Annotated in this window: 19 protein-coding genes; 9 read left to right on the top strand and 10 right to left on the bottom strand. The window is 69.8% G+C overall.

Translation table 11 applies throughout. The features are described from left to right. Nucleotides 1–48 precede the first annotated feature (48 nt). From OG589_RS37630 to OG589_RS37610, 5 genes are all read left to right on the top strand, one after another. Complete coding sequence (locus OG589_RS37630; protein WP_405143190.1) at nucleotides 49–651, top strand: hypothetical protein; 603 nt, start codon at nucleotides 49–51, stop codon at nucleotides 649–651. Next, on the top strand, nucleotides 635–1192 hold the full coding sequence (locus OG589_RS37625) for an OmpA family protein (protein ID WP_405143189.1): 558 nt from the start codon (nucleotides 635–637) through the stop codon (nucleotides 1190–1192). The genes OG589_RS37630 and OG589_RS37625 overlap by 17 nt, the downstream gene beginning before the upstream one ends. Nucleotides 1193–1209: 17 nt before the next feature. After that, nucleotides 1210–1830 (top strand): hypothetical protein, encoded by a 621-nt coding sequence (locus OG589_RS37620; RefSeq protein WP_405143188.1) that lies wholly within the window; start codon nucleotides 1210–1212, stop codon nucleotides 1828–1830. Next, complete coding sequence (locus OG589_RS37615; RefSeq protein WP_405143186.1) at nucleotides 1814–2443, top strand: OmpA family protein; 630 nt, start codon at nucleotides 1814–1816, stop codon at nucleotides 2441–2443. Before OG589_RS37620 ends, OG589_RS37615 begins: the two co-directional genes overlap by 17 nt. Nucleotides 2444–2880: 437 nt before the next feature. Continuing rightward, nucleotides 2881–3612: a class I SAM-dependent methyltransferase gene (locus tag OG589_RS37610; RefSeq protein ID WP_405143185.1), complete on the top strand. Its 732-nt coding sequence runs from the start codon at nucleotides 2881–2883 to the stop codon at nucleotides 3610–3612. Nucleotides 3613–3618: 6 nt separating this feature from the next. Here the strand turns inward: OG589_RS37610 and OG589_RS37605 are convergent, their stop codons facing one another. The 6 genes from OG589_RS37605 to tmk form a co-directional block, all read right to left on the bottom strand. Beyond that, a complete protein-coding gene (locus OG589_RS37605) occupies nucleotides 3619–4260 on the bottom strand; it encodes a tetratricopeptide repeat protein (protein WP_405143184.1) in 642 nt (213 codons plus the stop codon). Nucleotides 4261–4401: 141 nt separating this feature from the next. Next, nucleotides 4402–5337 (bottom strand): phosphotransferase, encoded by a 936-nt coding sequence (locus tag OG589_RS37600; RefSeq protein ID WP_405143182.1) that lies wholly within the window; start codon nucleotides 5335–5337, stop codon nucleotides 4402–4404. A gap of 389 nt (nucleotides 5338–5726) precedes the next feature. Further along, nucleotides 5727–7241, bottom strand: coding sequence for an alpha/beta hydrolase (locus OG589_RS37595; protein ID WP_405143181.1), 1515 nt, complete (start codon nucleotides 7239–7241; stop codon nucleotides 5727–5729). Between the two features lie 137 nt (nucleotides 7242–7378). Then, entirely contained in the window at nucleotides 7379–8215 is an 837-nt protein-coding gene (locus OG589_RS37590) for a stage 0 sporulation family protein (protein WP_405152207.1), read from the bottom strand. 230 nt (nucleotides 8216–8445) lie between these two features. Beyond that, nucleotides 8446–9633 (bottom strand): DNA polymerase III subunit delta', encoded by a 1188-nt coding sequence (locus OG589_RS37585; protein ID WP_405143180.1) that lies wholly within the window; start codon nucleotides 9631–9633, stop codon nucleotides 8446–8448. 10 nt (nucleotides 9634–9643) lie between these two features. After that, the gene (gene tmk / locus OG589_RS37580; protein ID WP_405143179.1) at nucleotides 9644–11704 is read right to left on the bottom strand and encodes a dTMP kinase; all 2061 of its coding nucleotides are present in this window, start codon (nucleotides 11702–11704) and stop codon (nucleotides 9644–9646) included. Nucleotides 11705–12061: 357 nt separating this feature from the next. Between tmk and efeU the strand changes: the two genes are divergently transcribed. Genes efeU through efeB form a run of 3 tightly spaced genes read left to right on the top strand, consistent with a single transcriptional unit; the run spans nucleotide 12062 to nucleotide 15408 of the window. Continuing rightward, nucleotides 12062–12913 (top strand): iron uptake transporter permease EfeU, encoded by an 852-nt coding sequence (gene efeU / locus OG589_RS37575; RefSeq protein WP_405143178.1) that lies wholly within the window; start codon nucleotides 12062–12064, stop codon nucleotides 12911–12913. A gap of 46 nt (nucleotides 12914–12959) precedes the next feature. Continuing rightward, the gene (efeO, locus tag OG589_RS37570) at nucleotides 12960–14099 is read left to right on the top strand and encodes an iron uptake system protein EfeO (RefSeq protein ID WP_405143177.1); all 1140 of its coding nucleotides are present in this window, start codon (nucleotides 12960–12962) and stop codon (nucleotides 14097–14099) included. Between the two features lie 58 nt (nucleotides 14100–14157). Further along, the gene (gene efeB, locus OG589_RS37565) at nucleotides 14158–15408 is read left to right on the top strand and encodes an iron uptake transporter deferrochelatase/peroxidase subunit (protein WP_405143176.1); all 1251 of its coding nucleotides are present in this window, start codon (nucleotides 14158–14160) and stop codon (nucleotides 15406–15408) included. A 57-nt stretch (nucleotides 15409–15465) separates the two neighbouring features. On the opposite strand, the gene topA is transcribed toward efeB, so the two are convergent. Further along, the gene (gene topA, locus OG589_RS37560) at nucleotides 15466–18111 is read right to left on the bottom strand and encodes a type I DNA topoisomerase (RefSeq protein WP_405143175.1); all 2646 of its coding nucleotides are present in this window, start codon (nucleotides 18109–18111) and stop codon (nucleotides 15466–15468) included. A gap of 222 nt (nucleotides 18112–18333) precedes the next feature. On the opposite strand from topA, the gene OG589_RS37555 reads away from it, so the two are divergent. Next, nucleotides 18334–18519, top strand: coding sequence for a DUF5703 family protein (locus OG589_RS37555; RefSeq protein ID WP_262847182.1), 186 nt, complete (start codon nucleotides 18334–18336; stop codon nucleotides 18517–18519). Nucleotides 18520–18877: 358 nt separating this feature from the next. Here OG589_RS37555 and OG589_RS37550 read toward each other — a convergent pair whose 3' ends face one another. The 3 genes from OG589_RS37550 to OG589_RS37540 all read right to left on the bottom strand — a co-directional run bounded on the left by OG589_RS37550 (nucleotide 18878) and on the right by OG589_RS37540 (nucleotide 23009). Further along, nucleotides 18878–20608, bottom strand: coding sequence for a chaplin family protein (locus tag OG589_RS37550; protein ID WP_405143174.1), 1731 nt, complete (start codon nucleotides 20606–20608; stop codon nucleotides 18878–18880). 290 nt (nucleotides 20609–20898) lie between these two features. Further along, on the bottom strand, nucleotides 20899–21582 hold the full coding sequence (locus tag OG589_RS37545; protein ID WP_405152206.1) for a hypothetical protein: 684 nt from the start codon (nucleotides 21580–21582) through the stop codon (nucleotides 20899–20901). Between the two features lie 128 nt (nucleotides 21583–21710). Continuing rightward, nucleotides 21711–23009 (bottom strand): M20/M25/M40 family metallo-hydrolase, encoded by a 1299-nt coding sequence (locus OG589_RS37540; RefSeq protein WP_405143172.1) that lies wholly within the window; start codon nucleotides 23007–23009, stop codon nucleotides 21711–21713. Between the last annotated feature and the right edge of the window lie 114 nt (nucleotides 23010–23123).

The following is a 23123-nucleotide window of genomic DNA, read 5'->3' as shown; positions in this document are numbered from 1 at the left end:
CCTACGGTCGAGCTCGATTCGATCCACGACAGACGGAGGTGGGACGAGATGCGAAGAGCGATCACGCCAGTGGTGGCCGCGTCAGTAATGGCGGCCGTGCTGACCGGCTGCGGGATGCTTCCTGGACAGCAGGGTAGCGGCGGCGAGGAGAAGCAGACCACCGCCGCCACCGGCGCCACCGCCTCCGCTCAAGCCACCGAGCCCGCCATGCCTGCCCAGAGCGAGAGCGCGCCCACCGAGCAGGGCTCAGTGATCGCCAGCAAGGAGGTCAAGGCCGGCGGTGCCGAACTGACCGTGCAGATCACCGGCCTCAAGCGGCAGGGCCGGCTGTCCACGCTGACCTGGACCGTCACCAACAAGGGCGACAGTCAGTGGCAGATGGGCAGCGACATGGGCGACACCCCAGGCGGCCTCGGCCTGACCGTGGCGGGGATCAGCCTGGTCGACCCGGTCAACGGCAAGCGGTACACCGTCGCGCGCACAGGCAAGTACCCGCACGCCACGTGCTTGTGCTCCGACTACGACGTGTTCACCGAGCCGGACGAGGTTCTGCCGCTGCACGCCACCTTCGCCGCCCCACCGCCTGACGCCACGAAGATCAATGTGGACCTCAAGGTCCTGGGTGTGTTCACCGATGTCCCGATCTCCTGAGCGCCTCGCGATCCTCGCGCTCGCGCTCGCGCTGGTGGCCTGCCCCACGGCGGCCGCGTGGGCGGATCCGGTGGCTACCACGGCCGGGGTGGAGGACGTCATCGCCCCCGTCGACGACATCATCGCCGAGGTGGAGTCGCTCGACGGCGCCGAGAGCGAGTCGAAGCAGGGCGAGCAGGTCACCGTGGCGCTCACCAGCGACGTGCTGTTCGCGCTCGACAAGGCCGCACTGACGCCGCGGGCGCGGAAACGGCTGGAACAGGTCGCCGCGAAGATCCAGGCCGAGTCCACGGGCGGGGTGGTCAGGATCGAGGGACACACCGACGACCAGGGCACCGACGCCCACAACGACGCGCTGTCGCTCAGGCGCGCGCAGGCCGTACAGCAGGCCCTCCAAGGAAAGCTCTCGGGCGTGACCTTCCAGGCCATGGGCTTCGGCGAGACCCGTCCCAAGCTGCCCAACATCGTCGACGGCAGGCCCGTCGATGAGAACCGTGCCAGAAACCGGCGCGTCGAGATCATCTTCAACGCCAAGCGATGACACGAGGTAAGACGAACATGCGAATCAAGATGCTCTCTCTGGTCGCGGCGGCGGCCATGCTGGCGGGCTGCGGGATGCTGCCAGGCCAGCAGGCCGGCGGCGGAGAGGAGAAGCAGTCGGCCTCCCAGACGAAGACGAAGGCGGATGAACCGACCACGGCTCCGGCCCCCACCGAAGTGCAGCCGATGGCCACCGCGACCGAGGAGCAGCCGGCCGCCGCGACCGAGGAGCTCAGCGCCATCGCCAGCCGCAAGGTCGCGCACGACGGCAGCGGCCTGCGCATCGACATCACCGGCCTCAAGCGGCAGGGCAAGATAGCCACGCTGACCTGGACCGTGAACAACGTCGACACCGACAACGGCGACTGGTACGTCGGCGCCAAGCTGGGCGCGGCCACGTTGGACTTCACCGTCGGGGGCGTCACGCTGATCGATCCCGTCAACGGCAGGCGCTACCGCGTCGCCCGCAACGGCACCGGCGAGGACGCCAAGTGCGTGTGCAGCCGCGTCAACGAGCGCATCAAGAGCGGCGAGTCCCTCGAGATGTACGCGGTGTACGGCGCGCCGCCCGCCGACGTCACCAAGGTCAACATCGAGTTCCCCGACCTGGGGGTGTTCACCGATGTCCCCATCTCCTGAACGGCTCGGCACGCGGCGGCCCGCGACGCGGTGGGCCTCTGCACGCCGGCTCACGCCGCGCCTGCTGGCGGCCGGACTGGTGGTCGGCTCGGCGCTCGTGGCCGGGGCCGGCTCGGCCGCCTGGGCCGATCCCGCGGTCCCGCCGGACGCCGTCTTCACCGTCGAGGACCTGGTGTTCCCCGTCGAGGACATCGTGCCGGAGACCGAGTCCATGGACGGCACGGAGAGCGAGTCCAAGAGCGGCGAGGAAGTCACCGTGGCGCTCACCAGCGACGTGCTGTTCGCGCTCGACAAGGCCGTGCTGACGCCGCGGGCGCGGAAACGGCTGGAACAGGTCGCCGCGAAGATCCAGGCCGAGTCGACGGGCGGGGTGGTCAAGGTCGAGGGGCACACCGACGACCAGGGCACCGACGCCTACAACAACGTGCTCTCCCTCAAGCGGGCCCAGGCCGTACGCCAGGCGCTCCAAGGGAAGCTGTCGGGCGTGACCTTCCAGGCCAAGGGCTTCGGCGAGACCCGCCCCAAGCTGCCCAACATCGTCCAGGGCCGCCCGATCAAGGAGAACCGCGCGAAGAACCGCCGCGTGGAAATCATCTTCACCACCAAGCAGTGACGCCTCGTGGAGTCTCTGAAAACGACTACAGCCGTTCTTTAAATCTCCCGCTGAAGCGACGACGCGAGGAGGGCATGCCGCGCCCGCAGCGAACGGCTCCCGGCTGGAAGACCACGGCCGGTTCCACGCGGAAACCCGCCGCTCGGGGCCGGCCTGCTTCCGGCCCTTGATCCTTCCGATGTGAGCAAGAACACATTCGGACCCTTATGAACCGGGGCCTGAGGCGATGCTGAGATGCCCGCGGCCGTCCCTCACGAGAGTGCCGGCGAGCAAGCACCGCACGCCCGGAGGGCGGTGCCCCGCGGTCCTGGAAGACGCCTGGACGGCCCTCCAGGAGGGTCAGGGAGACCCATCTGACCTGCGCTGATGTGTCCGATCGCGACTAAGATCCAGATTGGTCGGCCGCGCGGGGCGGCCACCTTCTCGGGAGGTTCCAGGTGGACCGGACCATCCGCTCAGTAGACGACGTCATGCACCTGCTGGATCGACTCTTCGCCCCGGACGCGGACCGGTGGACGGGGGACGCCTCGACATGGTGGGACGGCTTCTACGCCGACCGCTCGAAGCCCGTTCCCTTCTTCGCGACCAAGCCGGACGAGAGCCTGGCGTCCTACCTCGATCGAGGACTGCTCACCCCGGGACGTGCCCTGGACCTGGGCTGCGGACCGGGTCGCAACGCCATCCACCTCGCCTCGCTCGGCTTCGAGGTGGACGCCGTCGACCTCTCCTCCACCGCTGTGGCCTGGGGCGAGGAGCGAGCCCGCGAGGCCGGCGCCGATGTCCGCTTCCACTGCGGTGACGCCTTCACCGCCGAGCTTGAGCTCGGCCGATATGACCTGGTCTATGACTCCGGCTGCCTGCACCACCTGCCGCCACACCGCCGGGTGAGCTACCGCGACCTGCTGGACCGGGTGCTCGTTCCCGGCGGTCACCTCGCCCTGACCTGCTTCGCCGCGGGCGCCATGGGCTCCGAACTGCCCGACGACGAGTTCTACCGCGAAGGCCGGTTGCACGGAGGCCTCGCCTACACACCCGACGCGCTGCGCTGGATCTTCTCCGACTACACCGAGGTCGAGATGCGGCGCATGGAAGAGCAGCCCCCCGACGGCCCGCTCTTCGGCCTCCCGTTTCTCCTGTCCGCACTGTTCCGGCGCCCGACAGCCGGTTGACGGCTTCTACAGCTGCGTGCGTGCCTCATCGATCTGGCGCATGATGCCCTTCGCGCCACTGGCTTCGGCGATCGCCGCCGCCTCCTCGACCAGCGCGAGCGCGTCGTCGCGGCGCCCCTGGGCAACGGCGACATAGACCAGCCCGACCAGGTTCGCCGCGACGCCGGGCAGGAAACCCAGCTCCCGGCGAAGCCGCGTCGACTCCTCCAGCCGCTCCCGCGCCGCGTCCAACCGGCCGGCCATGTGCTCCGCGAATCCGAGGTGCCGAAGCGCGTACGACAGCGTCAGCGTGTCACCGGCCTGCCCCGCGAGCTCGTACGACCGCTCAAGGGCCGGAAGCGCGGCGTCGCCGTCATCGCGGACGACCTGGTGGAAGATGCCGATCCAGAGCAGCGACTCACCCTCGCCGCGCAGGTCGCCGAGCTCCCGGTAGAGCCGCGCCGCACGCTCGAACAGCGCCAGCTCCTGCGGATCCTCGTTCCTGTCCTCAAGGGAACGCGCGTGCATGACCCGGCCACGCGCCAGCGCGAGATCCGCCTCCACCGCGTCCAGCTCACGGTCGGCCGCCGGGAGCACGCCGGCATCGCCACCGAAGACCGCACGTTCATAGAGCAGCCTCGCCCGTTCGACCCGTGCATCCGCGTTCATCACTCAACCCCCGCCCACCCGAACCCGCCCACGACGCCGAACACCGTACGCGCCCCCCAACCCCCGACACCAGCCCCCGCCCACCGCCACAGTCGCCGTGCCGGGGTGTTGGGTCAGTCCAGAAAACGGCGATGCGCAGGGTCAGCCGTGTCGGGCGAGTCGCCGTTGGAGCCAGGTGAGAGTGGCCAGGCCGATGGCGCGTTTGGTCTGGACGATCGGTTCCAGTCCCGGTGATGCTGGGTGGAGGGCGCTGCCAAGGAACGCGCCGGCATGGGCGGCGATCACACCGTCGATGGCGCGTGGGGAGAGTCCCGCGGCGATCGGGTGCTCCTGAAGGAACGGGTCCGGATCGATGCCGTCGGCCGCGACGCTCGACAGCAGGATGACGAGGTCGATGATCGGTGAGCCGAGCCTGGCGTGTGGCCAGTCGACGAACCAGACCTGGTCGTCAGTGAGGAGGACGTTGTGCGGGAACAGGTCGAAGTGAACGAGGGATTCCCCGTACGCGAACTGATGCCCTTCCTGTTCGGCGCTGACGAGTAACGGGAGGTTGTCCGCCGCCCACCGGGACTGCTCCGGAAGCAGTCTCAGCAGTTCAGGGTCTGCGGCGACTTCGGCCCATCCCCCCAGTCGTGGATGCTCGTGCGACAGGGCTGTGGGCGAGGGGGTCAGCATCTGCGACAGGCTCGTGAGCCGCGCGAGCACCCGCCTCAGTTCGGGAATGGTCCAGGGTTGTGCCGGTTCGGTGCCGTCGATGTGCTCGAAGGCGAGGGCGACCCAGTGCCCGTCGTCGATGGCCCCGATCATCCGGGGCACTGGAATGTCCGCCGGTAGGGCGGCTGCCACGAGTGCTTCGTCGCGATAGGCGGCTACCTCGAAGGGCCATCGGTCGGCGTTGATGGCTTTGACGAAGAAGCGCCGGCCGTCGGCAAGGCGCAGTCGTGAGGCCAGGCCGGGCGAGAACCCGCCGGCACAACTGCGGGCGTCGACCACCTGGCCGTCGAGGAGGTCCTCGATGGCACGGCGAACATCCTGCGGCACGGCGTTCCAGCGCAGACGGCGTTTACTCGCGGACATGGGACAGCTCCTTGGAACCGGAAGGGGGATGCGACCAGCGCTCGACGGCGTGGGAGGGCTCTCGACGTACGAATCGGTGGCGGCACAATCGTGAGTCCACGAGCGAGAAGTCATGGCGGTTGCCGCCAGACGCTCCGGCTGGGAACCAGCCCAGGGCTGGTCGCTGAATGCGGGACGTCAGCCTGGATCTGAGCCTAATACGCGCGGACAGGCCGTGTGCCGTGGGGAGACGACCAGAACCGCGACTAACGATCAAGGGCGCTCCCCGACCGGAGAACGCCCTGTGAGTCGATGGAACTGCCTAAGGGCGTCTCACACCCCTGCGCATTACGAGTGGGACCGATTGCTGGATGCGCCGAGATGTGGGCGAACCCGCCGCGTAGACCCTGCTACGTCACCTTCGGGCACAGGGTGCCCTTGCTGGGTGGGGTCAGGGAGATCAGGTAGCGGTCTACGGCTTCGTCTATGCACGTCGAGCCGGTGCGGTAGGCGGTGTGGCCGTCGCCGTCGTAGCTGAGGAGGACGCCCGACGACAGTTCCGAGGCCAGGGACTTCGCCCATTCGTACGGCGTCGCCGGGTCGCGCTGGGTGCCGACGACCACGATCGGGGGTGAGCCGGCGGCCTTGAGGGGCTTGTTGACGCCCGTCGGCTTGACCGGCCAGTACTCGCACGGCAGCGAGCCCCACATGACGTACGCCCCGAAGTGCGGGGACTCCTTCTGCGCCGCCCGCGCGGCGTCCTCGTATGCGGAGATCTTGTGCGGGTACGGATGGTCGAGGCAGTTGACGGCCATGTTGGCCTCGGTCTGGTTGGAGTACGTGCCGTCCTGGTGGCGGTCGACCAGGATGTCGGCCAGCTTCAGCAGTGTGGTGCCGTCGCCGCGGAACGCCTGGCCGAGGGCGGCCCGCAGGACCGGCCACGAGCGCTTGTCGTAGAGCGCGGTGACGATGCCCAGCGTCGTCCAGGACTCGTCGATCTTGCGGCCGTCGCCGGTGTTGTTACGCAGCGGATGCTGGTCGGCGGCCTGCAGCAGGTTCGAGAGCTGCGTCAGCGCCATCTCGGTGTTCCTGGAGGAGAACGGGCACGAGGATTCCTTGAAGCAGTCGTCCAGGAACGAGCGGAACGCCACCTCGAAACCGCGTGCCTGGGCGGCGTTGATGTCCGGCACCGGGGGGAGGGAGGGATCGATGGCACCGTCCAGGACCAGGGCGCGGACCTTCTTCGGGAACAGGTCCGCGTAGACCGCGCCCAGGTAGGTGCCGTACGACTTGCCCAGGTAGGTCAGGCCCTTGTCGCCGAGGGCGGCCCGCAGGACGTCCATGTCGCGGGCGGCGTCGGCCGTGCCGACGTGCGGCAGGAGCTTGGCCGACTTGGCCTCGCACCCCTCGGCAAACTCCTTGGCGCCCTTCGCCAGCGCGGCGACCTCGGCCGGGTTGTCAGGAGTCCCGTCGAGCCCGATGAACTTGTCCAGCTGGGCACCGGAGAGGCAGCGGACGGGAGAGGACTCGCCGACGCCTCGCGGGTCGAAGCCCACGGTGTCGAACCGGGACAGGACGGCCGGGCTCAGCACGGTCTTGGCGGCGCGGGCGTACTCGATGCCGGACCCGCCGGGGCCTCCGGGGTTGAGCAGGATCGATCCGACGCGGTCAGTGCCCGTGGCGGGGAGCCGCACCAAGCTGATCTTGATGCGCTCGCCGCCGGGGTTGGCGTAGTCGAGCGGGACGTCGAGCCGGCCGCACTGGAAGTTGTCCTTGCAGGGCGTCCAGGCGATCTTCTGCGTGTAGAAGGGCGCGAGCGCGTCCGAAGGCGCCTGGGTGGCGGCCGCGCCGGCCGGGGGATCAACCGATCCGTCCTTCGGATGCTCCGCGGCTCCCTTGGCGGAGCACGCGGAGGCGACCAGCATCGCCGCGACAAGAGCGGTAGCCGTACGGCTAGCGCCTGAAAAGCGCATCATGCGCCGACCACCTATCCCCCGTTGTGGAACGCCGGCCAGTTGATCAACCGCGCGGCGCTTAGTTCCTACCCCGCCCACCTGGGCTTTCACTCCTCAGCGGATTCCTGTCCGCCGTACTTCGCGTCGTGCTGCTTGCGCGGCGCGCACACGCTCGCCCGCGAGCATGCGCACCTGCGTCCCCCGTCGTTCAACCGCACGACGACCGAGTCGGAAGGCACGTTGTGCCCGACGACGGTTCCCGAGCCTTCGGGCGTGTCCACCGCGAGCCCCACGCGCGGCGCCGACGCCCTGAACTCCTGGTACAAGGGGTGCTCGTACTTGAGGCAGCACATCAGGCGCCCGCAGGCCCCGGCGATGCGCAGCGGATTGACCGGGAGATCCTGGTCCTTGGCCATGCGGACCGACACCGGCTCGAAGTCCTTGAGGAAGGTCGCGCAGCACAGGTCACGCCCGCAGGGGCCGATGCCGCCCTGCAGCCGCGCCTCGTCACGCGGCCCGATCTGCCGTAACTCGACCCTGGCGCGCAGGTTGCGGGCGAGGTCCCGGACGAGCGCGCGGAAGTCGACCCGGTGCGGAGCGGAGAAGTACACCGTGTAGACGTTGTCGGCGTCGAGGTAGTCGACGCCGACGATCTTCATGGGCAGCTCGTGCCGCTTGATCAGGCGCTTGGACACGCTGCGGGCCTCGGCGCGCCGGCGGCGGTTTCCCTCGTCACGCCCCAGGTGCTCCTCGTCCGCGATGCCCTCGCAGACCGGCAGGCCGTCGATGTCCTCGCTGACCCACTGCGGCGCCCAAACGCACTCGGCGACCTCGGGCCCGGCGTCCGTCGGGACCAGCACCTTGTCGCCGACCTTCGGACTGTGGCCGCCCGGATCGAGATAGTAGAGCCTCCCGTAGCGAGCGAAGCTCACGGCCATCATCATGCCCACGGAACGCCTCAGCCTCCTCGCCGGTACGGCTCACGCCTGCGCCCAAGCACACTCGCGCGAAACCGGTGCGCTTGGGCCCCACATTACGCGCACATCGGTTCTGGAAGGCAATACCCAACCGGCGTGGCTAGCACGTGCCGGTACCGGCACATGCCCCGTCGATGATGTTGGAGACGCCCGGCAGGGGCTCGACGGCCTGCCGTGAGCCTACGGAGGGCCGGTGATCAGCTCGTCGGGCGGGGACGCCACAGGGAGATCGTCATGGCCTCGACGGCGATCTGGGGGTTCACGTTGGCGGCCAGCCGTTCGCGGCAGAGCATGATCGCGTCGATCCGCCGCAAGGTGTCCTCCGGCGGGCTCGATCGCGCGAGCGCCGCGAGGTCGGCCCCGCGGTCCTCGGTGGACAGCTCGACCGAGGCCCCGAACTGCACGGCCAGCACGTCACGATAGAAGGCCACCAGGTCGAGCAGCGCCACGTCGAGCGAGTCGCGCTTGATGCGGGTCGCCCGCGACTTCTGCCTGTCCTCCAGGTCCTTCATCGCGCCCGCGCCGCCTCGGACGAGCCCCCTGTTGAGCCCCTTGCCCGTCGAGCCCTCGCCGTACATCTTGCGCAGCTCGGTCGTCTCGGACTCGTTGAGGTGGGTGGTCGCCTCCTCGGCGTCCTCCGACGAGGTCTTGACCAGGCGTTCGGCCGCGTCGACGCACTCGCCGACGCCGGTCAGCGAGCGCGGCAGCGACAGGACGGCCTCACGGCGGCGGCGCACCTCGTCATCCAGCGCGAGCCGTCGCGCCCGTCCGACGTGCCCCTGGGTGGCCCGCGCGGCGAACCGGGCCATCTCCGGCTGCACGTTGTCGCGTGTGGCCAGCACGTGGGCGATCGCCTCCGTCGAGGGCGTGCGCAGGGTGACGACCCGGCACCGGGACCTGATGGTGATCACCATGTCGTCCGGAGAGGGCGAGCACAGCAGCCACACCGTGCGCGGCGGAGGCTCCTCGATGGCCTTGAGCAGCGCGTTCGCGGCGGCCTCCGTGGCCCGGTCGGCGTCCTCGAACAGCATGACCCGCCACCGCCCGAGCGTGGGGGCGCCCGAGGCGCGCAGCACCAGCTCACGGGTCTGCTTGACGCTGTACGACAGCCCCTGCGGACGTACCACCTCGACGTCGGGGTGGGAGCCGACGCTCACCTGGTGGCACAGGTCGCAGTGGCCGCAGCCCCCGTCGGGGCAGAGGAGGGCCGCGGCGAAGGCCTGAGCGGCCTCGGAGCGCCCCGACCCGGGCGGGCCAGTGAACAGCCAGGCGTGGGTCATGCCCGCGCCCCGCCCTCCCGCGATGGCCTCGGCGGCGGCCGCCGCGGCGCGCTGGAGCACCGCCGCCGCCTGCTCCTGGCCCACCAGGTCGTCGAAGACTGTCACGCAGGCCAGATTAGTCGCGGATGGCGGGCATCGTGCCGGTGATGGCCTCGGTCTCCTGCGGGACGGGGTCGGGAAGGATCTCGCGGACGCGGTCCTGGATCAGCCGGGAGATCTCCTCCTGGCTCTGGAGTCCGTCCACGACGAGGTAGCGGTCGGGGTCGGCGGCGGCCAGCGCCCGGAACTCGCGGCGGACCCGCTCGTGGAACTGCAGCGGCTCGGACTCGATGCGGTCGGCGGGCGAGCCCAGCCTGGAGAGCCCGACCGACGGCGGCACGTCGATCAGCACGGTGAGATCGGGCACCAGCCCACTCGTGGCCCAGGAGTTGACCTTGGCGACGTCCTGCGGCTCCAGCTCGCGCCCGGCTCCCTGGTAGGCCAGCGACGAGTCGACGTAGCGGTCGCAGGTGACCATCGCCCCGCGGTACAGCGCGGGGCGGATGACCTTCTCGACGTGCTCGGCGCGGTCGGCGGCGTACAGCAGCGTCTCGGCGCGGGCGGAGAGCCCCTGGTGGGCGGCGTCCAGCAGGATCGCCCTGAGCCGCATGCCGACCTTGGTGGAACCGGGCTCCCGGGTCTGGACGACGTCGAAGCCCTGGTCGCGCAGCCAGATGGCGACCAGCCGCGACTGGGTCGTCTTGCCCGACCCCTCGCCGCCCTCGAAGGCGATGAACAGGCCGCGCGACTGGTCGGCGGTCTCGGGCACGAACCGCTCGCCCCGCAGGGCGGCCATCAGGTCGGACCCGATGGGCACGTCGCGCCGGTCGTCCATATGCCGGAGGGCGAGCATGCCGACGGCGACCGCCACGATGGCCCCGATCAGCATGACGAGGTTGGGGCCGTCGAAGTTGTAGACCACCCCTGCGCCGATCGAGAACCTGTGCTTGCCGAACAGGCCGGCGAGGGCGGGGGCGACGGCGACCACGAGCAGGAGGGTGACCCGGGCGAGCGACTGCAGGAAGGAGAACGTGCGGCCCCGCAGGCTGTCTTCGACCTCCAGGCCGATCAGCGTGTACCCGATGATCCACGCGATGCCGGCGCACGCGCCGAGCACGACGACCAGCATGACCACGATCACCAGGTTGTGGATGAGCGCGGTGGCGGCGAGCACGATGCCAGCCGTGATGATCGCCAGCCCGAACAGGCGCCGCCGCGACAGCTCGCTCAGCAGGCGCGGGCCGAAGAAGATGCCGAGGGCCATGCCGATGAAGACCGCGGCGAAGACCATGCCGTACGCGGCGTCCCCGCCGCCGAGCGTGACGACGTAGACCTTGGCGATGCCGATGACCGCGCCGCCCGCCGCGAAGGCGCCGAGCATCCCGATGACCAGGCCGCGCACCATGCGGTTCGCGCCGACGTACCGCCAGCCCTCGACGATCTGCCTGAGCATCGAGGGCGTGGAGACCCTGGTCGTGTGCTCCTTGGGGATGCTCTTGAGCGTGAAGATCAGGAACGCGGAGACCAGGTAGGCGAGGGCGTTGATGACCAGCGCGGGGTGGGCGGGCTCCCATGCCAGACTCGGGACGGCCTTGCCCACCACCTCGACGACCACCGAGATCACCGCGAACAGCGCCGCGGCGACCGGTGCCGTGCCGTACGTCACCAGCAGGTTGAGCTGGTTGGCCTCCTCCAGCCGCTCCTTCGGAACGAGGTTCGGCACGGTCGCGTCCTTGGCGGGCACCCAGAAGAGGTTCACGCACTCCACGAGGAACGTGGCGACGATGATCCACTGGTAGCTGCCGACCAGCGGGATCGACAGCACGAGCGCGAACCGCAGCAGGTCGCTGAAGAACATCGTGAGCCGCCGGTCGAACCGGTCGGCGAACGCGCCGGCGAGCGGCCCGAGCAGGACGGCGGGCAGCATCTTGACGACGAAGACGCCGCCGATGGCGAGGCTCTGCGCCTGGTAGCCGGAGTCGCGGGTGAGGTACGCGGCGAAGGCCGTGATCGCGATGATGTTCAGCCAGTCGCCCAGGCTGCAGACCGCCATGGCCGTCCAGAGCCGGCGAAATGGTGCGTTCGCCAGCACGTGCGGGGGCTTACGACGCGTGGCGGACCGGCCGGAGGTGGTCATGATGTCAGCGTATCCAGGTGCTCGCTGGGCTGGGGTGGATCGAAGGCAGGACGGAATCGCCTACCTGCTCCTCCCCCGAGCGTATTACCTACCCGGTGTCCCTCGCAGGCGACATGCAGGGAAAGGTCGGAATGATCCCGCATCCGGAACCGGACAACCTTCCCAGCTGGCACTCTGCCAACCCTCCAGCTCTCACCGGAGAGCAACAGCGCCTTCCCCGGCGCCAGCGAAAAGTCACCCGCGCGCGAGACCCGCCCCGCAGAAAGCTGGTGCCCACTGCGGGCCACCCTCTTGCCAAGGATAAGGTAATCCTGTCCTAATTTAGGCAAGGCTAAGGCAAGCACCAAGGAGAGCACAGTGTTCGCGAGCTACCTCATCGGTCTGAGAGAGGGCCTCGAAGCGACCCTTGTCGTGTCCATCCTTGTCGCTTTCCTGGTCAAGAGCGACCGCCGTGACCGGCTGCCGCTCGTGTGGGGCGGGGTCGCCGCCGCCGTGGCCCTGTCGGTCGGGTTCGGCGCGCTGCTCACCTTCACCGCCGCCCAGCTCGACTCGCGCCAGCACGAGCTCTTCGACGCGATCGCGTCGCTCGCCGCCACGGTGTTCGTCACCTTCATGATCTTCTGGATGCGCACGGCCGCCCGGCGTCTGTCCGGCGACCTGCGGGCCAAGCTCAGCGACGCGCTGAACCTCGGCGCCGGGGCCGTGGTCGTCATGGCCTTCCTCGCGGTGGCGCGCGAGGGCCTGGAGACGGCGCTGCTCTTCTTCGCCGCCGCCCAGGGCGCGACCTCCAGCGCCACCCCGCTCATCGGCATCAGCCTCGGCCTCGCCACCTCGATCGCGCTCGGCTGGGCGCTGTACGCGAGCGCGCTGCGCATCAACCTCGGCAAGTTCTTCACCTGGACCGGCCTGCTGCTGATCGTGGTCGCGGCGGGCATCTTCAAGTACGGCGTGCACGACCTCATCGAGGCGGGCGTGGTGCGCGTGCTCGACACTCCGGCCTTCGACCTGACGAGCGCCCTGCCGCCCGACTCCTGGTACACGACCCTGCTCAGCGGGATCTTCAACTTCACCCCGCAGCCCAGCATCCTGGAGACGATCGCCTGGCTGGCCTACCTCGTGCCGGTGCTGGTGCTGTTCGTCATGCCGTCCCGCAAGGGGCCCGGCGCCTCCCGCGCGCCGTCCACGACCGCGGTTTCCGCCTCCTCCTGACCACCTTTCATTCCTCATGACCTCGGTCCACCTGAACTGGAGAACGATGCGTACCCCCCTTGCCCTCACCGCCGGCGCGCTGGCCCTGGCGGGGCTCACCGCCTGCTCGTCGACGAGCGGCGGGGGCGACACGGCCGCCCAGACCTCCGGCAAGCCCGGAAAGATCACGGTCGCGGCCTCCGACACCGACTGCAAGGTGTCCACGGCGGCCCTTCCCGCCGGCACCTCGACGTTCTCGGTCACCAACGGGGGCAGCAAGGTCACCGAGTTCTACGTGTACGCCGCCGGCGACCGCGTGATGGGCGAGGTGGAGAACATCGTCCCCGGGCTCACCCGCGAGGTCATCGTCGAGCTGCCCGCCGGCGCGTACGAGGCGGCCTGCAAGCCGGGCATGATCGGCAAGGGCATCCGCAACCCGCTGAAGGTCAGCGGCGAGGCCGCGCCGCTCTCCGACGACGCCAAGCTCGCCCAGGCGGCCAAGGACTACGAGCGGTACGTCAAGAGCCAGACCGACGCGCTGCTGGTCAAGTCCCAGGAGTTCGTGGACGCCGTCAAGGCCGGCGACATCGACAAGGCCAAGGCCCTGTACCCGGTCGCCCGGACGTACTGGGAGCGCATCGAGCCGGTCGCCGAGAGCTTCGGCGACCTCGACCCGGCGATCGACGCCCGCGAGGACGCGGTCGAGCCCGGCGCCGAGTGGACCGGCTTCCACAAGATCGAGAAGGACCTGTGGCAGGCCAAGGACATCAGCAAGGACGGCCCGCTGGCCGACAAGCTGATGGCCGACATCAAGAAGATCGTCGAGCGGGCCACGACCGAGAAGATCCAGCCCCTCAAGCTCGCCACCGGCGCCAAGGCGCTCCTGGACGAGGTCGCCACCAAGAAGATCACCGGCGAGGAGGACCGCTACTCCCACACCGACCTGTGGGACTTCGCCGCCAACCTCGAAGGGTCGAAGGGGGCGATCGCCGCCCTGCGCCCTGTGCTCACCGAGCGCGCCCCCGACCTGGTCAAGACGCTCGACGAGAAGTTCCCCGCCGCCGAGGAAGCCCTGGGGAAGCACAGGTCGGGCGACGGCTGGAAGCTCCACACCGAGCTGTCCAAGGCCGACCTGAAGGAACTGTCCGACGCCATCAACGCTCTCGCGGAGCCCATCAGCAAGGTGGCCGCGGTGGTGGCCCAGTGAGCGATCCCAGCCCCGAGGCCCGGCCGCGTACGGGCGGGCCGGCAGGCGAGGAGGCGAAGTGACGCAGATCAACCGCCGCAAACTGTTCGGGATCGGAGCGGCAGGCGCGGCCGCCGTCGGAGCGGGAGCGTTCGCGACCCACGCCGTCCTGGAGGGCCCCGCGCCCGCCGCGGCGGCCTCCGCCTCCGACCCCGTGCCGTTCTACGGCGAGCACCAGGCCGGCATCGTCACCCCCGCCCAGGACCGCCTGCACTTCGTCAGCTTCGACGTCATCACCAAGAAGCGCGACGAACTGGTCGACATGCTCCAGGAGTGGACCGCCGCGGCGGTACGGATGACCCAGGGCAAGGACGCCGGGACGTTCGGCGCCGTCGGCGGCGCGATCGAGGCCCCGCCGGACGACACCGGCGAGGCTCTCGGTCTGCCCGCGTCCGGGCTGACCATCACCATCGGCTTCGGGGCGTCGCTGTTCGACGACCGCTTCGGCCTCGCGGGCAGGAAGCCCGCCGCCCTGGCCGACCTGCCGAGGTTCCCCGGGGACGACCTCCTCGCGGAGATCTCGGGCGGCGACATCTGCGTCCAGGCCTGCGCCCACGACCCGCAGGTCGCGGTGCACGCGGTGCGCAACCTGGCGAGGATCGGCTTCGGCAAGGTGTCGATCCGCTGGTCGCAGCTCGGCTTCGGCCGTACGTCCTCGACCTCGCGCGCCCAGGCCACCCCGCGCAACCTGATGGGCTTCAAGGACGGCACCAACAACCTCAAGCTCGAAGACGCCGCCCTGCTCAGGCAGCAACTGTGGGTCGCGCCCGGTGACGGCCCCGCGTGGATGAGCGGCGGCAGCTACATGGTCACCCGCAAGATCCGGATGAACATCGAGACCTGGGACAGGACGTCGCTCTCCGAGCAGCAGCAGATCTTCGGCCGCGACAAGGGCGAGGGCGCGCCGCTCGGCAAGAAGCAGGAGTTCGACGCGCTGGACTTCGCCGCCAAGAACGCCGACGGCACCCCGGTCATCGCGATGGACTCCCACGTACGGCTCGCGCACCCCTCGACGCACGGGAACGCCCACCTGCTGCGGCGGGGCTACAACTACGTGGACGGCTCGGACGGGCTGGGACGGCTGGACGCGGGGCTGTTCTTCATCGCCTACCAGCGGGACCCGCACAAGCAGTTCGTCTCCATCCAGATGGAGCTGGCCCGCAAGGACACGCTGAACGAGTACATCAAGCACGTCTCCAGCGGCCTGTTCGCCTGCCCGCCCGGGCTCCGCGACGCCGGCGACTACTGGGGCCGTTCCCTGTTCGCCTGACCCTTCAGAACGCGTAAGGACGCCTCACGGCAGGCGTGAGGCGTCCTCAGGGGCACGTCAGGACTTGGCGCCGGCCTTCGCGCGCGTGCGCTTCGGAGCCGGGCCACGGGCACGGCGCTCGGCGAGCAGCTCGGCCGCCCGCTCGATCGTGATCTCCTCCACGGAGTCTTCCTTGCGCAGCGACGCGTTGGTCTCGCCGTCGGTCGCGTACGGCCCGAAACGGCCCTCCTTGACCACGACGGGCTTCTTGGAGACCGGGTCCACCCCGAGCTCGCGCAGCGGCGGAGCGGCGGCCGCACGGCCGCGCCCCCGCTGCTTGGGCTGGGCGAACAGCTCCTTGGCCTGCTCGATCGTGACCGTGAAGAGCTCCTCCTCCGAGGCCAGCGAGCGGGAGTCCGTCCCCTTCTTGATGTAGGGCCCGAACCTGCCGTTCTGCGCGGTGACCTCCTCGCCGTCGATCTCCCCCAGCACGCGGGGCAGGGACAGCAGCTTGAGAGCGTCCTCCAGCGTCACGGTGTCCAGCGACATCGACTTGAGCAGGGAGCTCGTACGCGGCTTGGCGGCGACCTTCTTGGTCTTCTTCTTGCCGTCGGCGGGAGCCTCTTCCTCGGGAAGCAGCTCGGTGACGTACGGCCCGAAACGCCCGGTCTTGGCCACGATCATGTGCCCGGTGGCCGGGTCGACCCCCAGCTCGCGCTCGCCGCTCGGCTGGCTGAACAGCTCCTCGGCCTTCTCCGCCGTGAGCTCGTCGGGCGCGAGGTCCTCGGGGACGTTGACGCGTGCCCCGTCGCGGTCGAGGTAGGGGCCGTACCGCCCGACGCGGATGACGATGTCGGTGCCCTTGATCGAGAACGAGCTGATCTCGCGGGCGTCGATGTCGCCGAGGTCGCTGACCAGCTCCTTCAGGCCGTCGTCGCCCTGCTCGCCGTAGTAGAAGCGGCGAAGCTCGGGAACCCGCTCGGCCCTGGCGTTGGCGATGTCGTCGAGGACCTTCTCCATCTCGGCGGTGAAGTCGTAGTCGACGAGGTTGCCGAAGTGCTGTTCGAGCAGGTTGACCACGGCGAACGCCAGGAAGGACGGCACCAGCGCCGTGCCCTTCTTGAAGACGTAGCCCCGGTCGAGGATCGTGCCAATGATCGACGCGTACGTCGACGGGCGGCCGATCTCGCGGTCTTCCAGCTCCTTGACCAGCGACGCCTCGGTGAAGCGGGAGGGCGGCCGGGTGGAGTGCCCCTCGGCCCCCAGCTCCAGGGCCGTCAGCGGGTCGCCCTGGCCGAGGTTGGGGAGCCGGCTCACCGAGTCGTCACGGGCGGTCGACGGGTCGTCCGCGCCCTCCACGTACGCCTTCAGGAAGCCGTAGAAGGTGATCGTGCGGCCGGAGGCGCTGAACTCGACGCTCTCGCCGGTGCTGGAGGTGCCCGCGATGCGCACGCTGACCGACTCGCCGACGGCGTCCTTCATCTGGGAGGCCACCGTGCGCTGCCAGATCAGCTCGTAGAGCCGGAACATGTCCTGGGTGAGCCCGGTCTCGCCGGGCGTGGACTCGTCCCCAGAGGGCCTGATGGCCTCGTGAGCCTCCTGGGCGTTCTTCACCTTGCTCGCGTACACCCTGGGCTTGTCCGGGACGTACTCGGAGCCGTACAGCCGCACGGCCTGGTTCCTGGCGGCGGCCAGAGCGGTCTCGGACAGCGTGGTGCTGTCGGTACGCATGTAGGTGATGAAGCCGTTCTCGTACAGCTTCTGGGCGACCTGCATCGTGTACTTGGCGGAGAAGCCGAGCTTCCGGCTCGCCTCCTGCTGGAGGGTCGTGGTGCGAAAGGGCGCGTACGGCTTGCGCGTGTACGGCTTGCTCTCGACCGACGTGACCGAATAGGTGGAGCTCTCCAGGCGCTGCGCGAGGGCCCGTGCGGCCTGCTCGTCCAGGTGGAGGGTCTCCGGGCTCTTGATCGCGCCGGTGCTGGCGAAGTCGCGGCCCTGGGCGACCCTGCGGCCGTCCACGCCGGTCAGCGTCGCGTTGAAGGCCCTCGGGTCCTCGTCGCGGCCGGTGTCGAAGAGCGCCTGCAGGTCCCAGTAGTCGGCCGAGGTGAACGCGATGCGCTCGCGCTCGCGCTCCACGACCAGCCTGGTGGCGACCGACTGCACGCGCCCGGCCGAGAGGCGGGGCTTGACCTTCTTCCACAGGACCGGGCTGACCTCGTAGCCGTAGAGCCGGTCGAGGATGCGGCGGGTCTCCTGCGCGTCGACCAGGCGGAGGTTCAGGGCACGCGGGTTGGACACCGCGTCACGGATGGCCTGGGGCGTGATCTCGTGGAACACCATGCGGTGCACGGGGACCTTGGGCTTGAGGACCTCCTGCAGGTGCCAGGCGATCGCCTCGCCCTCGCGGTCCTCGTCAGTGGCGAGGTAGAGCTCGTCGGCGTCCTTGAGCAGCTGCTTGAGCTTGGACACCTGCGACTTCTTGTCCGGGTTCACAACGTAGAGAGGCTCGAACTCGTGGTCCACGTTCACCCCGAGGCGAGCCCATGCCTCGCCCTTGTACTTCTCGGGGATGTCGTCGGCCTTTTCGGGCAAATCCCGAATATGGCCGATGCTGGACTCCACGATGTAGCCGCGCCCGAGGTACCCGGCGATCGTCTTCGCCTTCGCCGGCGACTCGACGATCACCAGGCGGGTTCCGCCGGCGTTGCCGTTGTTGGCTGGCACGCTGCTTCCTACCTCGCTGTTCGCTGTCGTTCTCCTGTCGATCATGCACGAAGCACCGAGGGCGGCGCTCCGATTGATCCGTCACAGGCATGAAGGTAACCCGTCGGACTACCCGGTCACTTGCCGGTGTTCCACCTACCTGGACCCGATACCCACGAGGACGCAGAATAGAGCCCAGAGAGTGCCAGCGTCCCCTTGCACACCCTTCGGAGACTAACCGCTGTGCTCGAGTACTCCTATTTGGACCTGTATCTCCCGCGCGGGACCTCGCGGGAAACCGCTCGCAGGGTTCTTACTGAGCATGCTGAATACGGACATTGGGAGCTGGACCTCCTGCGGCTGTATCCCGATGGCCGTCGGTACGTACGGCTGCGCCGCAAGATCCTACGAGTGGCCAGCACACTGTAATCTCCGTCGGCCCCACTGTAACCCCCCGGACATGGCTTTGCCCGCTCCGGGCCGCGCCCCCGGAACGGGCAAAGCATCTGTGCTCCGCCGCGCGAGTCCAGCTCAGCGGCCCAGTACCACGGCCGAACTCGCGACGGCGAAGCGTCTATGACTCCGCCGCGATGACCCGGCGAAGGGCTTACGTCCTCACCGCACTCCGGCGGCGAGGGGCCTGCGTCCTCACCGCGGCCTCACGGCGAGGTCTCTGCTTCTTCACCGCTCTCACGGCGAAGGGCTCACGGCTTCACCGCTCTCACGATGAAGGGTCTGGGTTCCGCCGTTGGGATCACGGCGGAATGACCTGGGGTCACAGCCCGGCTCACTTCCGCCGGAGGCGGAGGCGGCGGGTGCCGGCGAACAGGGTGGCCGAGGCGGCGAACAGAGCGCCGACGAGCAGGGCCGCCAGCGATCCGGTGTTCATGCCCGTGACGCCCATCGGCTGCTCGGCGCTCATCAGGCCCGTGTTGACCGGCAGGTCGCGGGTCGCGGAGCCGCCGACGAGGCCGGAGGCGGGGGTGCCGGAGAGGACCTTCCCGACCGTCCCGAGCGGGCTGTCGGCGTCGGGCGCCGAGGGCTTCTGGACCCCATCGGCGCGGCCCGGCGTCACCGGGAGCTCGGGCAGGCCGAGCGGCGGCTTAGGCAGGCCGAGCGGCTCGGGAAGCCCACCGGCCGGCGCGGCCTCGCCGGTCTGGCGGGTCACGTCGCCCGCCCCGCGCTCGCCGTGGAGCGCCGACACGAGAGGCATCTCCGAGAGCAGGCCGTAGCCCTCCGGCCGGGCGCTGGAGACCCGGCCTGAGCTGCGCGCCCAGTGGCCGTACCCGTTCTGCCCGCCACCGCCGCCGCCCGCGTGCGCGCCGCCTAGGCAACCCGCGGCGGCGTCGCCGAGGACGGCCACCGCGTTGCCGCAGACGTTGATCGGAGCGGTGATCGGGGCGACGATCTGGTTGCCGCCGAGGATGCTGTGACGCCCGTCGGTGAGGTTGCCGCCCGCGCCACGACCCCCGCCGCCCTTGACCGTGGCGCCGCCACGGCAGCCCGCGAAGGCCTCGCCGAGCACGGCGACGGAGTTGCCGCAGACGTTGATCGGAACGGTGATGGGAGCGACGATCTGGTTGCCGCCGAGCACCGAGGAGTGACCGGACGTGCGGTTGCCGCCCGCGCCGCCGCCACGGCCTGCGGGCGGGACGCTGATGCCGCCCTCGCAGCCCGCGCTGCCGTTGCCGACGGAGTTGCCGCAGACGTTGATCGGAGCGGTGATCGGGGCGATGATCTGGTTGCCGCCGAGGATGCTGTGGCGCCCGTCGGTGTAGTTCCCCCCGGCGCCTGGGCCGGGACGCGGGCCGTTCCCGTTGTAGCCGTTGCCACCGCCGCCGCCCTTGACGTGCGCACCGCCCCGGCACCCGGAGAACGCCCCGCCGATGACGGCGACGGAGTTGCCGCAGACGTTGATCGGAGCGGTGATGGGAGCGACGATCTGGTTGCCGCCGAGGACGGAGGAGTGCCCGGACGTGAGGTTGCCGCCCGCGCCACGCCCGCCGCCGCCGTTCTGGACCGACGAACCGCCCCGGCACCCCGCGGCCGCCTCGCCGAGGACGGCCACCGCGTTGCCGCACGCGTTGATCGGAGCGGTGATCGGGGCGACGATCTGGTTGCCGCCGAGGATGCTGTGACGCCCGTCGGTGCGGTTGCCGCCCGCGCCTCCGCCGCCACCGCCGTTCCTGACGGCCGCGCCGCCCTCGCAGCCGGCGTCGGAGCGTCCGACCAGGGAGACGGCGTTGCCGCAGGCGTTGATGGGGGCGCTGATCGGTGCGTTCACCTGGTTGCCGCCCAGCACGCTGCCGTGCCCGGAGGTGCTGCCCTGGATGCCGCCCGCGCCGGAGCCCTGGACGGACGAGCCGCCGCGGGAAGACGCCGACGACTCGCCGGCCACGGCGACGGCGTTGCCGCTGATGTCGATGGGAATGTTGATCGGCAGGTTGATCTGGTTGCCGCCGCCCACCGAACCGGTGCCGGAGGTGTCGGCCAGAGCCGTACCACTGCTGAGAGCCATGACGCCTACCGCAAGAAGAGCTGCGGGAGCGGAGCCCTTCGCCCACGTTCGCATAACAGATCGCTCCTTGGTGATTTCTTGGGGGAGTACCTGACAGACCGCGAAGAGCACACGGGGATGCCACGTGAGAGGCCGCACAGCCGCACGGTGGAGCCCGAGGTTTCGTCGCGAGACTGGAATGACGCTTCACCCGCGCGGAGACGGCACAGGTCACTCCCGGGGGGAAGAGATCAGCGGCGCGCTCCGCCACCGGCCGGACAGCTCAGGTCAGGGCCGGTGCAGAGGCGGGATCAGTCGGGAGAGAAAGAAGGGTCGTCCGCTGCGGTGCGGACGACAGGGGCGGGCGCACTCGCCACGAGAGCGGGCGCGACCATGAGCCGCGGGTCGAAAACGGACCTCGCGACGTCCCCGATACCCGGCCCGTATGGACCGGAGCCACCGCCCCGGGGCACGAAACCGTTGTCCCCGGCTGAGTGGTCGGCGGTGGATGGTGCGGGAAGAGCGGGCTTCGACTGGCTGGTGAGGCCGTCGACGGTGCGCCCGGCCATCGCCCCGGCATCTGCCAGGGCGCTGTCGCTGACCGTGGGGAAACCGTCGGCCAACGCCGACCCGGCAGCGACATGGAGGGGTGGGGAGACGGAATGACCCGCCGCTCCGGCCCTGGAGGCCTTCGCGGCATCGGCCTGACCGACCCTGATCGTTTTAGAGGCTTCGACAGTCGGCGCCCGACCCGCGGGGATATGGGCATCCGCAGCCGCGGGAGCGGCGCCTAGACAGGCGAAGAGAACGCTCAGGAGCCAGCCGGCGGCGATCAGGCCACCGATGGCCAGCAGACGACCGAACCGGGAGCCGGCCACGAACCGTGCCATCCGGCTTTCCCGCGTCACGATCGTCTGAGCCTGACCGCCTGAGGCGGCCACGGGCACGCACAGGGTGACGGCGGGCGACTCAGCCCTCCGCCGCCCTTTCGGCATGCGTGCCACGTGACCTCCCCGAACTCCTCGACCAACCCGTTCGCAGGGCAGATCGTCGGACCAACCCCTCAACGGAAAGTTACCGTAGCAGCACCGCGAGTGATGGCAACGGTTTTTCGAGGAACACGTCAGCACCCGTCGATGAAACGGTCAAGAACCCGCACCCCGAACTGGAGTGAATCCACCGGAACCCGCTCATCGATGCCGTGGAACATCCCGGAGAAGTCCAGGTCGGCGGGCAGCTTCAGCGGCGCGAACCCGAACCCTCGGATGCCCAGGCGGCTGAAGGCCTTGAGGTCGGTGCCCCCGGAGAGCGTGTACGGTACCGCCCGCGCGCCCGGGTCCTCCGCGTGCAGCGCGTCGGCCATCGCACGTACGAGGGGGCCCTCGAAGGCCGTCTCGACCGCGACATCGTGGTAGACGAACTCCCTGGTCACGTTGGGCCCCAGCAGCTCGTCCAGGGTGGCGAAGAACTCCTCCTCGTACCCCGGCAGGAAGCGGCCGTCCACGTGCGCGGTGGCGGTCTGCGGAATCACGTTCGCCTTGTACCCGGCGGAGAGCATGGTCGGGTTCGCCGTGTTCCGCAGCGTCGCGCCGATCATGCGGGCCAGCGGTCCGAGCTTGGCCACCGTCGCCTCGGCGTCGTCCGCCTCCAGCTCGATGTCGAAGGCCTCGTGGAAGAAGGCCCGCACCGTCGGCGTCAGCCGTACCGGCCACTCGTAGCGCCCGATGCGGGCGACGGCCTCGGCCAGCTCGGTGACGGCGTTCTCGCTGTTCAGCATCGAGCCGTGCCCCGCGCGCCCGGCGGCGGTGAGCCTCATCCAGGCGATGCCCTTCTCGGCGGCCTCGATGAGATAGAGACGCCTGGCCTCGTCGACGGAGACGCTGAACCCGCCCACCTCGCCGATCGCCTCGGTGCACCCCTCGAACAGGTCCTTGTGCTCGGTGGACAGCCACTGCGCGCCGTAGTGACCGCCGGCCTCCTCGTCCGCCGTGAACGCGAGCACGATGTCGCGCGGCGGCCTGCGCCCCTCGCTCAGGCGCTTCCGGACGACCGCGAGGATCATGGCGTCCATGTCCTTCATGTCCACCGCGCCGCGGCCCCAGACGCACCCGTCGGCGATCTCGCCGCTCAACGGGTGATGAGTCCAGTCGCCGGCGTTGAAAGGAACGACATCAAGGTGCCCATGGAGCAGCAAAGCCTCACGGCTCGGATCCTCCCCCTCGATGCGGGCGATCACGTTGGCCCGCTTGCTGTCGCTCTCCAGGATCCGCGGCTCCAGACCTACCTCGGCCAGCTTCCCCGCGACGTACTCGGCGGCGACCCGCTCCCCCGGCCCCGCGTTGTCCCCTGCGTTCGTCGTATCTATGCGGATCAGGTCACGGCACAGCTCGACGACCTCGTCCTCGGCGTTGAACGTGGTCATACGTGCTCCTTCGGCTCGGTACGCGCTAACGCCCACCATCCTGCCGCCCAACCGGCCCCACAGGCATCCCGGCCTGCCTAAAGGCCTCCGGCCTGCCGCCCGAGGACACGTCCA

Origin of the sequence: Sphaerisporangium sp. NBC_01403 (assembly GCF_045040145.1) — a bacterium.
GTDB classification, from domain to species: Bacteria; Actinomycetota; Actinomycetes; order Streptosporangiales; family Streptosporangiaceae; genus Sphaerisporangium; species Sphaerisporangium viridialbum.
The sequence above is the reverse complement of the archived record's forward strand: the minus strand, read 5'-3'. Positions and strand labels throughout refer to the sequence as shown.